At 54.4% G+C, this 14734-nt stretch carries 14 protein-coding genes and 1 tRNA gene; 13 read left to right on the forward strand and 2 right to left on the reverse strand.

Going from position 1 to position 14734, the window contains the following annotated elements:
• Positions 1-72 precede the first annotated feature (72 nt).
• A complete protein-coding gene (locus OE750_RS02400; RefSeq protein WP_263760964.1) occupies positions 73-1035 on the forward strand; it encodes a DUF808 domain-containing protein in 963 nt (320 codons plus the stop codon).
• Between the two features lie 80 nt (positions 1036-1115).
• Here the strand turns inward: OE750_RS02400 and tkt are convergent, their stop codons facing one another.
• Positions 1116-3131 (reverse strand): transketolase, encoded by a 2016-nt coding sequence (tkt, locus tag OE750_RS02405; protein WP_263760966.1) that lies wholly within the window; start codon positions 3129-3131, stop codon positions 1116-1118.
• A 203-nt stretch (positions 3132-3334) separates the two neighbouring features.
• Between tkt and OE750_RS02410 the strand changes: the two genes are divergently transcribed.
• The 4 genes from OE750_RS02410 to OE750_RS02425 all read left to right on the forward strand — a co-directional run bounded on the left by OE750_RS02410 (position 3335) and on the right by OE750_RS02425 (position 8807).
• On the forward strand, positions 3335-3826 hold the full coding sequence (locus OE750_RS02410) for a hypothetical protein (RefSeq protein ID WP_263760968.1): 492 nt from the start codon (positions 3335-3337) through the stop codon (positions 3824-3826).
• On the forward strand, positions 3826-4236 hold the full coding sequence (zapA, locus tag OE750_RS02415; RefSeq protein ID WP_263760970.1) for a cell division protein ZapA: 411 nt from the start codon (positions 3826-3828) through the stop codon (positions 4234-4236). The genes OE750_RS02410 and zapA overlap by 1 nt, the downstream gene beginning before the upstream one ends.
• Before the next feature lie 62 nt (positions 4237-4298).
• Positions 4299-4375: transfer RNA gene (locus OE750_RS02420), tRNA-Pro, on the forward strand.
• Between the two features lie 739 nt (positions 4376-5114).
• On the forward strand, positions 5115-8807 hold the full coding sequence (locus OE750_RS02425) for a vitamin B12-dependent ribonucleotide reductase (RefSeq protein ID WP_263760972.1): 3693 nt from the start codon (positions 5115-5117) through the stop codon (positions 8805-8807).
• A gap of 279 nt (positions 8808-9086) precedes the next feature.
• On the opposite strand, the gene OE750_RS02430 is transcribed toward OE750_RS02425, so the two are convergent.
• Positions 9087-9182 (reverse strand): hypothetical protein, encoded by a 96-nt coding sequence (locus OE750_RS02430; protein WP_263761206.1) that lies wholly within the window; start codon positions 9180-9182, stop codon positions 9087-9089.
• Between OE750_RS02430 and OE750_RS02435 the strand changes: the two genes are divergently transcribed.
• The 8 genes from OE750_RS02435 to ureG are packed head-to-tail and all read left to right on the forward strand — an operon-like array spanning position 9165 to position 14529.
• Positions 9165-10223 carry an urease accessory protein UreD gene (locus OE750_RS02435; RefSeq protein WP_263760974.1) on the forward strand — a complete coding sequence of 353 codons (1059 nt, stop codon included), beginning with the start codon at positions 9165-9167 and terminating at the stop codon, positions 10221-10223. The two genes, OE750_RS02430 and OE750_RS02435, sit on opposite strands and share 18 nt — an antisense overlap.
• 1 nt (position 10224) lies before the next feature.
• A complete protein-coding gene (locus OE750_RS02440; RefSeq protein WP_263760976.1) occupies positions 10225-10527 on the forward strand; it encodes an urease subunit gamma in 303 nt (100 codons plus the stop codon).
• A gap of 12 nt (positions 10528-10539) precedes the next feature.
• Positions 10540-10710, forward strand: coding sequence for a peptidase M23 (locus tag OE750_RS02445; RefSeq protein WP_263760978.1), 171 nt, complete (start codon positions 10540-10542; stop codon positions 10708-10710).
• Positions 10707-11015: an urease subunit beta gene (locus OE750_RS02450; RefSeq protein WP_263760982.1), complete on the forward strand. Its 309-nt coding sequence runs from the start codon at positions 10707-10709 to the stop codon at positions 11013-11015. Before OE750_RS02445 ends, OE750_RS02450 begins: the two co-directional genes overlap by 4 nt.
• 32 nt (positions 11016-11047) lie before the next feature.
• Entirely contained in the window at positions 11048-12787 is a 1740-nt protein-coding gene (gene ureC, locus OE750_RS02455; RefSeq protein WP_263760984.1) for an urease subunit alpha, read from the forward strand.
• A 29-nt stretch (positions 12788-12816) separates the two neighbouring features.
• Positions 12817-13269, forward strand: coding sequence for an urease accessory protein UreE (ureE, locus tag OE750_RS02460; protein WP_263760987.1), 453 nt, complete (start codon positions 12817-12819; stop codon positions 13267-13269).
• Complete coding sequence (locus tag OE750_RS02465; RefSeq protein WP_412176188.1) at positions 13241-13906, forward strand: urease accessory protein UreF; 666 nt, start codon at positions 13241-13243, stop codon at positions 13904-13906. Before ureE ends, OE750_RS02465 begins: the two co-directional genes overlap by 29 nt.
• Complete coding sequence (gene ureG, locus OE750_RS02470; protein ID WP_263760991.1) at positions 13903-14529, forward strand: urease accessory protein UreG; 627 nt, start codon at positions 13903-13905, stop codon at positions 14527-14529. Before OE750_RS02465 ends, ureG begins: the two co-directional genes overlap by 4 nt.
• Positions 14530-14734 lie beyond the last annotated feature (205 nt).

Genomic DNA, 14734 nt, shown 5'->3' on the forward strand with positions numbered 1-14734 from the left:
CAAAAAGAGGTTTCTTGGTTGCGCTATTTCTGCGGGGCAGGCAAAACTGCCTCTAAAATGGAGAGTTAAGTTATGAGTGGTTTGCTGGCACTTTTGGATGATGTCGCGGCAATTGCCAAAGTGGCAGCAGCCTCTGTGGATGACGTGATAGGGCAGGCAGCCAAGGCCGGTTCGAAAGCCGCGGGCGCGATGATTGATGATGCAGCCGTGACACCTAAGTATGTGCATGGCTTTGCTGCTGAGCGCGAATTGCCGGTTATCTGGCGGATCGCACGCGGATCAATGATCAACAAACTTGTTTTCTTGCTACCTGCCGGGCTTGCACTGAGCAATTTTGCGCCTTGGGCTATTCCGCCCTTGCTGATGTTGGGGGGCGCATATCTTTGCTTTGAGGGAGCGGAGAAAATCGCTCATGCTTTGGGCTTGATAGAGCATCATCATGCCGAAGGAGAAGAAACGCATGACGATCCTGCGCACCTTGAAGAAGAGCGCGCGAAAGGCGCAATCAAGACAGACTTTATTTTATCTGCCGAAATCATGACGATTGCACTGGCGGCCATTCCCAAAAGCACCTTCTGGATGGAGGCTTTTACGCTCGCAGCAGTGGCTGTTATGATTACTGTTGCCGTCTATGGCTCGGTCGCTTTGATTGTGAAAGCCGATGACGTTGGCTTGCACATGGCCAATAACGCACACTTTAGTTTTACGCGCCGTCTGGGCGAAGGCATTGTAAAAGCCATGCCGAATTTTCTCTGGTTGCTCACAGTTGTCGGAACGGCTGCAATGCTTTGGGTCGGTGGCTCGATAATTATACATGCGCTTCACGAGTTGGGATTTCACGCGCCATATGTAATGATTAAAGAAATGGCTGCCTCACTTGCTAATAGTATTGGCGGTGCGATAGGTGCGCTGAAATGGGTGTTTACGGCAACGATGGACGGCATTTTGGGCCTTGCTCTGGGTTTATTGCTCGTTCCGTTCGGCTTGAAGGTTGTGACACCAATCTGGCAGGCGTTGTTTCGTAAAAACGTCTGATCTTTTTCGTTCCCCAAATATCCTAGGGGGAGTTCGAGGAGGGGCTAGCCAGTCCCCCCTCGTTGCGAATACCCGAAGCTCTAAAGAAGAGCTTTCACTCTCGTAGCGATGGCTTCGGCAGTGATGCCAAACTTCTCAAACAGAACCTCGGCTGGGGCAGATGCGCCAAAGCCTTCCATCCCGACAAAGTCCGCTTTGCCAGCCTTGCCACGCTCACCGGTCAGCCAGCGGTCCCAGCCCATACGCGCGCCTGCCTCGACGGCCACACGCACGGGACCTGCGGGCAAGACTTTGCGGCGGTAGGCTTCGTCCTGTACTTCAAAGAGCTCCCAGCATGGCATCGAGACAACCCGGGTACCGATGCCTTCGGCTTCCAGAATAGCGCGCGCGTCCATTGCGGCGGACACTTCAGACCCTGTTGCCATGATGATGGCTTGGCGCTTACCTGTCGCTTCAGCCAGCACATATGCGCCCTGAGCTGTGAGGTTCTTCAACTTGTGTTCTGTGCGCAGCGTCGGCAGATTTTGACGTGTCAAAGCAAGCACCGAGGGGGTGCTTTTCGATGTGAGCGCAATCTCCCATGCTTCAGCGGTTTCAACTGTGTCACAGGGGCGGAAGGTGTAACTGTCGGGTGTTGCACGACAGATCGCCAGATGCTCGACAGGTTGGTGTGTTGGTCCGTCTTCGCCCACACCGATGCTGTCGTGTGTCATGACAAACACCGTTGGAATTTTCATCAAAGAGGCCAGCCGCATGGAGGGGCGGGCGTAGTCAGTGAATGTAAAGAATGTCCCGCCATAAGCCCGCACGCCGCCATGGAGCACCATGCCGTTCATCGCGGCGGCCATGCCATGCTCGCGGATGCCATAGTAGATATAGCGTCCTTTACGGTTGTCGATATCATGCGTGCCTAAATCACCGGTCTTGGTGTTGTTTGAGCCAGTGAGATCAGCAGAGCCGCCCACGGTCTCTGGCATGATCGGGTTGATCACTTCCAGCACCATTTCCGAGCTTTTGCGCGTTGCTACTTTTGGAGCGCCTTCGGAGATTTGCTTTTTCAGCGCTTTAATTGTGGCGGAGAGCTTCTTTGGAGGATCAAAGGCAAGCGCGCGATTGAAGTCTTCCTGCTTGCGGCCAGATAGGCTGGCAAAACGCTCTTCCCATGCCGCACGCTCTGATGCGCCGCGTGTGCCGATGGCTTCCCATTGTGCTTTGATGTCTGAGGGGATTTCGAACGGCCCCCAAACCCAGCCATAGCCTTGTTTGGCTTCGGCCAGTTGGCTTGCGTCGGTGAGCGCACCATGTCCCTTTGAGGTGTCCTGAGCCGCGTGGCCCAGAGCGATGTGCGTTTTGCAAGCAATCATGGAAGGCTTCGACGTAGTCTTGGCCTTGGTAATAGCCGCATCAATCGCGATCGGGTCATGTCCGTCTATCTCGATCACATGCCAGCCAGCCGCTTTAAACCGCTGTGGCTGGTTCGTGCGGTCAGACAGCTCGACTGTGCCATCGATAGTGATGTTGTTGTTGTCCCAGAAGACAATAAGCTTGCCGAGGCGCTGGCGCCCTGCAAGCGTTATGGCTTCTTGGCTAATACCTTCCATCAAGCAACCGTCGCCTGCGATAACATATGTAAAGTGGTCAACGATCTTGCGGCCATAGCGCGCGCGCTGGATTTCTTCAGCGATGGCAAAGCCGACCGAGTTGGCGATTCCCTGGCCGAGTGGGCCTGTCGTTGTCTCGACGCCTTTGGCGTGGCCATACTCCGGGTGGCCTGCTGTAATTGCGCCCCATTGGCGGAAGTTTTTTACCTGCTCGATGGTCATGTCTTCATAACCCGTGAGGTGCAACAGAGAATAAAGCAACATCGAGCCGTGACCCGCTGACAGGATAAAACGGTCGCGGTCGGGCCAGTCCGGGGCCTTCGCATCAAACTTCAGGTGCTTTTCATAAAGCACAGTCGCAACGTCTGCCATGCCCATGGGCATTCCGGAGTGACCGGAGTTGGCAGCGGCGACAGCATCAAGTGTGAGTGCGCGTATGGCGGCGGCGCGCATCCAATGGTCCGGGTTGGCGGCGCGTAGGGCAGCAGTATCCAAGGCTTCGTCCTCATTTCATGGCAACAGGTTTCTTAAAGGTCTTTAACAGCCCAAAGTGAAGAGGCAAATGTGGTTTTCCTCTGATGGGTGCAAAACCCGATAATATGGCCTAAACTTTTTAATAAGCCACTCGGCATAGTGGCGGTTTGATTCGCGAATGCGAAGCGTGACCTGCAACAGGCATAAGTATTGAGGATGTGCAGATGAGTGAGATTGAAGAGCTTGAGCGTCGCATTACGGCAGCTCTGGACCGAATTGGGCGCTCGACGGAGGCTATGGATGGCGCTGGTACTGATCCTGAAGAGGTCGCTAAGCTGAAATCAGCGCTGGAAGAAGAGAAACTTGTCAGCGCCCAGTTTGAAGAGCGTAACAAAAAATTGCGTGAGAAATATGAAGACGCGCGGGAGACACTGGAAGCCGAACTCGAAGCACAGCGTATGGCGACCGCAAAGCTCGATATGGAAATGCAGAGAATGCGTGCAGCCAACGAACAGTTGCGCAGCTCCAACTCCGCATTGCGTGAAGCAAACGAAAAGGGTGTAGGCGAGCCCCATCTGATCAATAAAGCGATGCTGGCCGAGCTTGAGGGCTTGCGCGCGGCACGGGCTGTCGACAAGGCCGAAGCCGCCGCAATTGCCGATACAATCGGTTTGGCCCTTAACGGGCAGTTGCCCACGATTGAGGAGGGCGTCTGATGCCAGAGATAAAGATAGAGATCGGTGGACGGGTTTTTGAAGTGGCCTGTCAGGAAGGCGAAGAGCACTACCTACATAGTGCGGCTGCGATGCTGGATGCAGAAGCCAGTACACTTACCAGCCAGATTGGGAGGCTGCCCGAGCCACGAATGTTGCTTATGGCCGGGTTGATGCTTGCAGACAAAACAGCAGGTGTCGAAGACAAGCTAAAATCGCGCGACGCACGCATTGCAGAACTTGAGAATGAAATAGCACGGCTCAGCACCATGCCCGCGCCAACGCCAGAGCGCATCGAAGTGCCCGTGGTTCCGGTATCTTTGTCAGACAGTATGGCAGAGCTTGCCGCGCGCGCAGAATCCATTGCAGGCGCTCTCGAAGAACGGCTTGGCGCGAAAAAAACGGTTGGCTGAGATTTTCTTCTTGATTCCGTATTTACAAGCCTAGCGGATGCCGCTTATAGAAGCGCTCGGTCCGGGGCGTAGCGCAGCCTGGTAGCGCACCTGTTTTGGGTACAGGGGGTCGTAAGTTCGAATCTTACCGTCCCGACCATCTTACTACATCGTAAAAGTAAGCTCCGCATTTATGCGGCAGCTTGCTTGTGCGTGTTTGAAGCGGTTTTCAATGTGATCCCAATAGAGGGGAGTGTTGGGGAGAGTTTGCGAACTCGAAGCCCATAGAATCGTTTGTGGCCAGACTTCGGCTTGTCGGATCGACTTGTGGTAAAAAAACGGATATTGGCCCAGAAGACTGTAAAGAATGTGTGACATTCTTCTACCCACGACATTTTTTTATAGGGGCTCATATTTTATCCACTGCCATGTATAAAATGTGCCCCCAAAAAGCCTCTTTTTTGAGCGTTTTGTCGTAAGCCTGTCAAAAGAAAAGAGTTTCGCGACTTTGTGATCGTTTGGTTTGCCAAGCCTTTGCCTGCGTTGATCGGGGGATGAATCATCATGGGTGACCAGGCAAACCGTTAGGTCACTATCGTCAACAGAAATTTGGACAAATTAACAAAAAGTTTCCGTTGACCTGTCGTGTCTAAATACGCCAGATAGTGTCAGCCGGATGAAAGACCACAACATATAGAGGTCATCAGTCGGGCGGGGACAGGTTTAGGTCACAAGCATAGCGCTTTAGGCGTCGTGGTAAGGCTGCGTAGAGGTGTATCTGCGTAAACGGAGACCTTGTGTTCTTGTCAGATTAAGCTGGCTCAACAGAGAGGTTGGTCCACTTGAGTGGGCAACTGTTCGGGAATTTGGATCAAATGGCTAGAGGGCAAGGCAGAGCAATGAAAATTGAGAGAAAGTTTACTGAGGCAGGTAAAGACGCATACGCAGGCATAGAGTTTGTGACGACGACCTCCGAAATTCGCAATCCTGACGGCACGACTGTGTTCAAGCTCGACAACGTTGAAGTTCCAAAGAAGTGGAGCCAAGTTGCATCGGATGTGATTGCCCAGAAATATTTCCGCAAAGCCGGCGTTCCCACCACGATGAAAAAGGTGAAGGAAAAAGACGTCCCAGAATTTCTCTGGCGCTCGGTTCCAGCCTCCGACGCAACAGAGAAGACCGGCGAGATTTCCGCCAAGCAAGTATTTGACCGCCTTGCGGGCGCTTGGGCTTATTGGGGCTGGAAAGGCGGCTATTTCACAACAGAAGAAGACGCGAGCGCCTATTATGATGAAATGCGCTACATGCTGGCTACACAGCGTGCCGCACCAAACTCTCCTCAGTGGTTCAACACCGGCCTGCACTGGGCCTATGGTATCGACGGGCCAGGGCAGGGCCACTACTATGTGGATTACCAATCCGGCGAGCTGACCAAATCTGCCTCTGCCTACGAGCACCCGCAGCCACACGCGTGCTTCATCCAATCTGTCAAAGATGATTTGGTCGGTGATGGCGGTATCATGGACCTCTGGGTGCGTGAAGCGCGTCTGTTCAAGTATGGCTCCGGCACGGGCACTAATTTTTCACACCTGCGCGCCTCAAACGAAGCCCTCTCGGGCGGCGGCAAATCATCTGGCCTCATGGGGTTCCTAAAGATCGGTGACCGCGCGGCTGGTGCTATTAAATCGGGTGGCACAACACGCCGCGCGGCCAAGATGGTCATTGTCGATGCGGACCATCCCGATATCGAAGAATACATTAACTGGAAGGTGAAAGAGGAGCAAAAGGTTGCTTCTATTGTCGCTGGATCAAAGCTACACGAAGAAAAGCTCAACGAGATTTTCGCAGCCATTCGAACATGGGACGGTTCAACCGAGGATTCGGTCGATCCCAAGAAAAACGAACAGCTCAAAACGGCTATTCGTGGCGCGAAGAAAGTTCACATTCCTGAAACATACGTCAAGCGCGTGCTTGACTATGCAAAGCAGGGTTTTGGCTCGATCGAGTTTCCGACTTATGACACAGATTGGGATTCTGAAGCCTACGCTTCAGTCTCGGGCCAAAATTCCAACAACTCGATCCGCGTGACAAACGCCTACCTCAAAGCCGTCAAAGACGATGCCGATTGGGAGTTGATCCGCCGCACAGATGGCTCGGTAGCGAAAACCATCAAGGCACGTGCACTTTGGGAAGATGTGGGACACGCCGCATGGGCCTGTGCTGATCCTGGTATCCAGTTCCACGACACAGTCAATGAGTGGCACACTTGCCCTGAAGATGGCGAGATCCGCGGCTCCAACCCGTGTTCGGAATACATGTTCCTAGATGACACGGCCTGCAACCTTGCTTCTATGAATCTGTTGACCTTCCTCAAGGATGGAAAGTTCCAAGCTGAAGACTACATGCACGCCACTCGCCTGTGGACAGTGACGCTCGAAATCTCGGTGACGATGGCGCAGTTTCCGTCAAAAGAAATTGCGCAACGCTCGTATGACTTCCGCACATTGGGCCTTGGCTATGCCAACATTGGTGGCCTTCTGATGAACCTCGGACTCGGCTATGACAGCGATGAAGGTCGCGCGATCGGTGCAGCTCTCACAGCAATAATGACCGGCGTGTCTTATGCGACATCTGCCGAAATGGCGGGCGAGCTTGGGGCTTTTGCAGGCTATGAACGCAACCGTGAGCACATGCTCCGTGTTATTCGTAACCACCGCAATGCCGCTTATGGCGCGACCGAAGGCTACGAGAACCTCGAGATCAAACCTGTTCCGCTTGATCTTGCAAGCTGCCCTGACGGCCAGCTGGTTGATCTGGCGATGGCTGTCTGGGATGAAGCTCTCAAACTGGGCGAAAAGCACGGTTACCGCAACGCGCAGGTGTCAGTTATTGCGCCGACAGGCACGATCGGCCTTGTGATGGATTGCGATACCACAGGCATCGAGCCCGATTTCGCGCTTGTTAAGTTCAAAAAGCTTGCGGGCGGTGGTTACTTCAAGATCATCAACCAGTCTGTTCCTGCCGCGCTTGAAAAGCTTGGCTATGGGAGTGCGCAGATCGAAGAAATCGTTTCTTACGCTGTCGGCCACGGCACACTCGGCAACGCACCAGGCATTAACCATACGTCGCTTATCGGCCATGGCTTTGGCCAAGCAGAGATCGACAAGGTTGAAAACGCTCTTGGCACAGCCTTTGATATCCGCTTTGTCTTTAACCAATGGACACTTGGTGAAGCTTTCTGCACAGGCACGCTTGGCATTCCTGCGGCGAAGCTCAATGATCCGACATTCGACTTGCTCAAGCACCTTGGTTATGCGCGTGCCGATATTGATGCGGCCAACGACCACGTCTGCGGGACCATGACGCTGGAAGGTGCGCCACACTTGGCCGAAAAGCACTACAACGTGTTTGATTGTGCCAACCCATGCGGCAAGCGCGGTAAGCGTTATCTTTCGACAAATGCGCATATCTATATGATGGCAGCGGCCCAAAGCTTTATCTCGGGCGCGATCTCCAAAACGATCAATATGCCCAATGATGCAACGATTGAAGACTGCCAGAAAGCTTATGAGCTCTCATGGAGCCTCGGCGTCAAAGCCAACGCGCTTTACCGTGACGGCTCAAAGCTGAGCCAACCATTGGCCTCGGCTCTGGTCGAAGATGACGACGAAGCACTCGAAATCCTCGAAACAGGGTCCTCGCAGGAAAAAGCTGCCGTTTTGGCCGAGAAGATCGTCGAGAAGATCATCGTAAAAGAGATCGTTAAATCTCACCGCGAAAAGATGCCCGAGCGTCGCAAGGGCTATACTCAAAAAGCTGTTGTGGGTGGTCACAAGGTTTACCTGCGCACTGGCGAGTATCAGGACGGCGCGCTTGGTGAAATCTTCATCGATATGCACAAAGAGGGCGCTGGCTTCCGTGCGATGATGAACAACTTCGCCATCGCGGTGTCTGTCGGCCTTCAGTATGGTGTGCCGCTCGAAGAGTTTGTCGATGCCTTCACCTTCACCAAATTTGAGCCTGCTGGCATGGTTCAGGGCAACGACAGCATCAAGAATGCTACGTCGATCCTTGATTACATCTTCCGCGAGTTGGCCGTGAGCTACCTTGACCGCACAGATCTGGCCCATGTGAAGCCCGAAGGCGCAAGCTTTGATGACCTTGGCCGTGGCGAAGAAGAGGGTGTGAGCAATATTCAGGAGATGAGCGAAACATCCGCGTCGCGCTCGTTGGAAGTGCTCAAGCAGATCAGTTCGACCGGTTATTTGCGCAAGCGTCTGCCTCAGGAGCTTGTGGTGCTGCAAGGCGGCCAAAGCTTCGGCGGCATGTCGATGGCCTCTGGTGATCCTGTGAGCGCGCTGAACACGCTTGTGCCTGAAACAGCCAAGACAGCTTCAGCAGCGACAATCGTTATGAGCGAGTCACTGTCCACGACGACAAGCACAACAGCGCTGAGCATGGACGAGCGCACGAAAGCCAAGATGCAGGGCTACGAGGGCGAAGCTTGTGGCGATTGCGGCAACTACACATTGGTGCGCAACGGCACATGCATGAAGTGCAACACATGTGGAGCCACATCTGGTTGTTCATAAGAAATTAGCAGTCACGGGGCGGGTGCGCTCGCCCCTGAACGCGTTCAGGCCGCAGGCATAAAACTACGAGCGGTGAATATAAGTGAGCCTGAACGGCGAAACTTGAAGGGGGGTCCAAGCGGCCCCCCATTTTTTTCTCAGGGTTTTGTTAGGAGTGTTTGAGACAGGGATGTGTGTCGATAGACATTCTGGAGGCCATCGCTTCAACTCAAAGCAAACTGCAGCGTGCTGCACATACGATCCTTGCTTTGAAACTGACCCAACATGAAACGTCTATTCTCAAACAACAAGCACGAAGCAAGGCGCATTTCGTGAAACCCGGGCCGAGTTTGGCCCTTGTAGGCGTTTTGCTAACTCATGCTTGTGCGCTCCCATCACCAAAAGAGCTGCATATGCCACTTTGATGGCTTCAAGGATTTGCTCATAGGGCGTGTATTATTTCATCTGACTGCCGATATTTGCATAAAATATGGGCGCTCCTTGCTGTCTCGAGGCTTCGCAACCGACAATCTGGTGGCAGCCAATAGCCCTGTCCTCCAAAAAAAACTGAGGGCTCAGGCAGCTGGAGATTTCAGAATTAATTCGCTCATCAAAATACCCTCCCAAATAGGTCGCTCTGGGCAACCAAGAGCCAATGGCAGAGTGGATATCGCCACCAAGAAACTTGATGGTGATACAAAACTCGCCCGGCTGCACCAGTCCGGCTCATTCAAGTGTTTGTTTCCACGTGTTGCCAACAAGGCTTTTGAGGCTATTTTGCTCAATACTGCGGGCGGCGTAACTGGCGGCGACAGGTTCTCTTTTACGGCGGATGTCGGTGCAGAATCCAAATTGACAGTGAGCACACAAGCATTTGAACGCGCCTATCGGGCACAGCCAGGTGAAACCGCCAAAATGAACAATCGTCTGCACGTTGGGCGTGGTGCGCGGATTAACTGGCTGCCACAGGAAACCCTTTTGTTCAACGGAAGCTCGCTGGAGCGCCAGTTACTGATTGAGCTGCAAGCCGGGGCATCGGCCTTGGTGGTTGAGCCTTTGGTGTTCGGGCGCGCCGCGATGGGCGAAAAGCTGTCAGGAGTTTTCTTCAAAGACCGGATTGAAATCCGCCGAGCAGGGAAGCCTCTTTATCTTGATGCGCTCAAACTGGGTGGGCAATTATGTGAACATCTTGCGAGTAAGTTTATCGCCAATGGTGCAGGTGCGATGGCCTCTCTTGTTTATGTTGCGAATGATGCCACGGCGCATCTGGCAAGCATTCGTGCGATTCTGCCCGAGACGGCGGGGGCAAGTCTTCTCTTCGATGATGTTCTGGTGGTGCGTGTGTTGGCAGAAGACAGTTTCGAACTGCGGCAAACCTTGATCCCTGTTCTGACCCGCTTGCACGGCGGCGACCTCCCTAGATGCTGGATAATATGACATGAATCTGACCCCGAGAGAAAAGGACAAGCTGCTCATTGCCATAGCAGCGGAGGTTGCCAGAAAACGGTTGGCGCGCGGCGTAAAGCTCAACTTTCCCGAAGCAATCGCGCTTATCACGGATGCTGTTGTTGAAGGCGCCCGGGATGGGCGCAGTGTCGCCGAGATGATGGAAGCGGGAGCTGAAGTTATTACAGCCAGCCAATGCATGGAGGGCATTCCCGAGATGATCCCCGAGGTTCAGGTTGAAGCAACTTTTCCGGACGGAACAAAGCTTGTCACCGTCCATAATCCAATCCGCTAGAGGAAAACCGAAATGAAATACATTCTCATCACTCTTACCGTGCTCGCCGCAAACCCTGTTTGGGCTCATGTCGGCACGCATAGCCATCCGCACGGCTCTGATCCTTCGTGGATTTTGCTGTCACTTGCGGGGGCAGTTGTTGTTGCGGTTGGCACAGCTTTGGCCATGGCACGCCGCAAATGATTCCGGGTGAGCTTTTCGTTGGTGAGGGTGAATTGGTCCTCAATGAAGGGGCCGAGGTAACCATTCTTATGGTGGCCAATACGGGCGATCGCCCCGTGCAGGTCGGGAGCCATTACCATTTTGCCGAAACCAACTCGGCACTTGAGTTTGAGCGTGATGCAGCGCGCGGCAAGCGCTTGGACATCGCCTCTGGCACAGCCGTACGGTTTGAGCCGGGGCAGCGCCGCGAAGTTTCACTTATTCCCTTCGGCGGTGCGCGCAAAGTCTACGGGTTCAACCAAAAAGTCATGGGCGCGCTCGACTGAGCCACCGGAGATATAAAATCAGGGAGGCAGTGATGCCCGCAAAGATTGCACGTGCCGATTATGCCGCGATGTTTGGCCCCACGACAGGCGACAAACTCAGACTGGCAGACACTGATCTGATTATAGAGGTCGAGCGAGATCTGACCGCCGAGCGTGCGGGGGGCGCTAACGCCTTGCGCTACGGTGAAGAAGTCAAATTCGGGGGCGGTAAGGTGATCCGCGATGGTATGGGCCAAAGCCAGATCACACGTGCCGCTGGAGCGGTGGACACCGTTATCACCAATGCGTTGATCGTAGATCATTCGGGTATCTTTAAGGCCGATGTCGGCCTGAAAGACGGGCGCATTGCCAAAATCGGCAAGGCAGGCAACCCGGATACCCAACCGGGTGTTGATATCATAGTGGGTCCGGGAACCGAGGTCATCGCTGGCGAGGGGCGCATCCTGACAGCGGGCGGCTTTGATAGCCACATTCATTTCATTTGCCCCCAACAGATCGAAGATGCACTTCACTCAGGGCTGACAACCATGCTCGGCGGAGGCACCGGCCCCGCACATGGCACACTTGCAACCACTTGCACGCCCGGGCCCTGGCACATCGGGCGTATGCTGCAGGCGGCGGATGCTTTTCCGATGAACCTCGCTTTTTCGGGTAAGGGCAATGCCTCACGCCCAGAGGCGCTTGAAGAGCAAATTCTTGGTGGCGCGTGTGCGCTAAAGCTACACGAGGATTGGGGCACAACTCCTGCTGCGATCGACTGCTGCCTGTCTGTTGCAGATGATTGGGACGTTCAGGTGATGATTCACACTGACACGCTCAATGAAAGCGGCTTTGTTGAAAATACTGTCGCCGCCATGAAGGGCCGCACGATCCACGCCTTTCACACCGAAGGTGCGGGTGGCGGGCACGCGCCTGATATCATCCGCATTTGTGGCGAAGAACATGTGCTGCCATCGTCTACTAATCCTACACGCCCTTTTACAGTGAACACGCTTGAAGAGCACCTTGATATGCTGATGGTGTGTCATCACCTCGATAAATCAATCCCCGAGGATGTTGCCTTTGCAGAAAGCCGTATCCGCCGGGAGACGATTGCTGCCGAGGACATCCTCCATGACATGGGCGCGTTTTCGATCATCGCGTCAGACAGTCAGGCGATGGGGCGTGTTGGTGAGGTGCTTATCAGAACCTGGCAAACTGCCGACAAAATGAAAAAGCAACGCGGGCGGTTGGCGGAAGAGACGGGTGAGAATGACAATTTCCGCGTTCGCCGCTATATTGCAAAGTACACGATCAATCCCGCTATTGCGCATGGTATAAGCCATGAAATCGGCTCGATCAGTGAAGACAAGCGCGCCGACCTTGTGCTCTGGAACCCCGCGTTCTTCGGCGTGAAGCCCGAGATGGTTCTTCTGGGCGGTAGCATTGTTATGGCGCAGATGGGGGATCCGAACGCGTCTATACCGACACCTCAGCCCGTTTACTCGCGCCCGATGTTTGGCGCTTACGGCCGCTCCGTTGAAAGCTCTGCGGTGTGTTTTGTCAGCGTGGCCGCGCAGGACGCAGGGATAGGCGCTTCACTGGGGCTGGCCAAGCAGACGGTGGCGGTGCGCAACACCCGTGACATCGGGAAATCCGATCTCATTCACAACAACGCGACGCCCTTTATAGAGGTGAACCCCGAAACATATGAAGTGCGCGCAGATGGCGAGTTGTTGACCTGCCAGCCAGCAGAAGTGCTGCCGATGGCGCAACGCTACTTCCTGTTCTGAAACATATGAACGACAGTAAAGAGACCAAGATGACCCAGCCAAAACTGATTGCCCGCGCCTATCATGACCATGCCCATGCACCCGCGTTTGCGCGCGTTTCCCTTGATTACGAAGCGCGTTTTTTACGGCGTAAAGTTTTGAGCACAGATGACGGACAGGCGTTGCTTGTCGATCTGGCAAAAACCACCTCGCTGGGTCATGGCGGGGTGCTGGTGTTGGAGGACGGCCGCGAAATTGGGGTTGTGGCAGCGCCCGAGGAGCTACTGGAGGTGACGGGAGAAGACCTTGTGCGCATCGCGTGGCATGTCGGCAACCGCCACACGCCCTGTCAGATCGAGGCGACGCGGCTGTTGATACAGCGGGATCATGTGATCAGCGATATGCTTGATAAAATCGGGGCCAAGGTGCGCGAAGTTATCGAGCCGTTCACACCGGAAGGCGGCGCTTATGGGCATGGCCGGACCCACAGCCATGCCCACTGATCGCGCTATCCTGACCTTGTCACAGTGGTTCTCACCGGCCTTTCCCGTGGGATCGTTTGCATATTCGCACGGGCTTGAATGGGCAGTCGACATAGGTGAGGTCTTGGACGCACATGCGGCGCTAGACTGGATCGCCAGTGTGATCGAGCACGGAGCAGGCTGGAACGATTGCCTGTTTCTTGCGACTGCCTATAAGGCGGTGCACCCTGATGAACTGAGTGAGGTGGATGCCACCTGCCGTGCCTTTGCGGCCTCCCGCGAAAGGGCCAAGGAGGCAGACCTTCAGGGGGTGGCGTTCTGTACGGCAGTTTCTGATATCTGGCAGCATGATCTGAAAAATCTGGTGTATCCCGTTGCAGTGGGGCGTGCCGCGCAGCTGCAACGTCTGCCGCTTGCGCTTACTGCCAAATTCTATCTGCATAGCTTTGTCAGCAACCTTGCCGCCGCTGCAATGCGGCTTGTGCCACTTGGTCAGACAGAGGGCCAGCGCCTCATCAACACTCTAATGCCGCTCCTGTCGGACACTGCAAGCAAAGCTGTTGAGCGCAGCTTGGATGACCTCGCCGCCTCGGCTTTCTTGTCAGATATAGCCTCAATGAAACACGAAACCCAGTATTCAAGGATTTTTCGAACATGACCCAGATGAACGGCCCCCTTCGTGTTGGTATTGGCGGCCCTGTCGGGGCAGGTAAAACCACGCTGACGGCTGCGCTCTGCGAAGCTCTGCGCGAGGCATATTCGATCGGCGTGATCACCAATGATATCTACACGCAGGAAGATGCAGAAGCGCTGATGCGACTACAGGTCTTGCCACAAGACCGTATCATCGGTGTAGAAACAGGAGGCTGCCCGCACACGGCCATCCGCGAGGATGCGTCGATCAATCTTGCTGCTGTGGCAGAGATGGTCGCGCGTCATCCCGATGTTGAAATTATTCTGATTGAAAGTGGAGGCGACAATCTGTCTGCAACTTTCAGCCCCGAACTGGCAGATGTGACCCTCTATGTGATTGATGTGGCCGCAGGTGAAGAGATTCCGCGTAAGGGCGGCCCGGCTATCACGAAGTCCGATATCCTTATCATCAATAAGACTGACCTGGCACCTTATGTTGGTGCCTCTCTTGAGGTGATGGAGCGTGACGCGACAAAGATGCGCTCTGACCGCCCCTTTGTGTTTGCCTCGCTGCGTGCGCGGGAGGGTGTCGCCGAGATCGTTTCTCTGCTTGCTCGGATCGGCGGCTTTGAAGCGCCACGAAGCTAATTGTCTTGTCATAAGCGCCGGTTTGCCAAACGGGCAAATCCGGTGCGCGCCAAATGGCTCAAATCTATGTGCAGTTTTTTGCTGAGCCAACTCGCGCTTGTGAAAATGCCCGATCCGGCAGCTTTCGGCGTGTTCTCGGGGGCTTTTACCTTGGCGCTGTTCCAAATGTTAATTGGGAGTTTATCTCGGCCTCGAAGGCAAACAC

Origin of the sequence: Lentibacter sp. XHP0401 (genome assembly GCF_025751535.1) — a bacterium.
Taxonomy (GTDB): Bacteria; Pseudomonadota; Alphaproteobacteria; order Rhodobacterales; family Rhodobacteraceae; genus Lentibacter.

Coding starts and splice junctions, on each gene's coding strand:
- zapA (WP_263760970.1), top strand. CDS start 3,826: ATGCCAGAGATAAAGATAGAGATCGGTGGACGGGTTTTTGAAGTGGCC.
- OE750_RS02450 (WP_263760982.1), top strand. CDS start 10,707: ATGATTCCGGGTGAGCTTTTCGTTGGTGAGGGTGAATTGGTCCTCAAT.
- OE750_RS02400 (WP_263760964.1), top strand. CDS start 73: ATGAGTGGTTTGCTGGCACTTTTGGATGATGTCGCGGCAATTGCCAAA.
- OE750_RS02430 (WP_263761206.1), bottom strand. CDS start 9,182: ATGGGAGCGCACAAGCATGAGTTAGCAAAACGCCTACAAGGGCCAAAC.
- OE750_RS02440 (WP_263760976.1), top strand. CDS start 10,225: ATGAATCTGACCCCGAGAGAAAAGGACAAGCTGCTCATTGCCATAGCA.
- ureC (WP_263760984.1), top strand. CDS start 11,048: ATGCCCGCAAAGATTGCACGTGCCGATTATGCCGCGATGTTTGGCCCC.
- OE750_RS02410 (WP_263760968.1), top strand. CDS start 3,335: ATGAGTGAGATTGAAGAGCTTGAGCGTCGCATTACGGCAGCTCTGGAC.
- OE750_RS02465 (WP_412176188.1), top strand. CDS start 13,241: ATGGCCGGACCCACAGCCATGCCCACTGATCGCGCTATCCTGACCTTG.
- ureE (WP_263760987.1), top strand. CDS start 12,817: ATGACCCAGCCAAAACTGATTGCCCGCGCCTATCATGACCATGCCCAT.
- OE750_RS02435 (WP_263760974.1), top strand. CDS start 9,165: ATGCTTGTGCGCTCCCATCACCAAAAGAGCTGCATATGCCACTTTGAT.
- ureG (WP_263760991.1), top strand. CDS start 13,903: ATGACCCAGATGAACGGCCCCCTTCGTGTTGGTATTGGCGGCCCTGTC.
- OE750_RS02425 (WP_263760972.1), top strand. CDS start 5,115: ATGAAAATTGAGAGAAAGTTTACTGAGGCAGGTAAAGACGCATACGCA.
- OE750_RS02445 (WP_263760978.1), top strand. CDS start 10,540: ATGAAATACATTCTCATCACTCTTACCGTGCTCGCCGCAAACCCTGTT.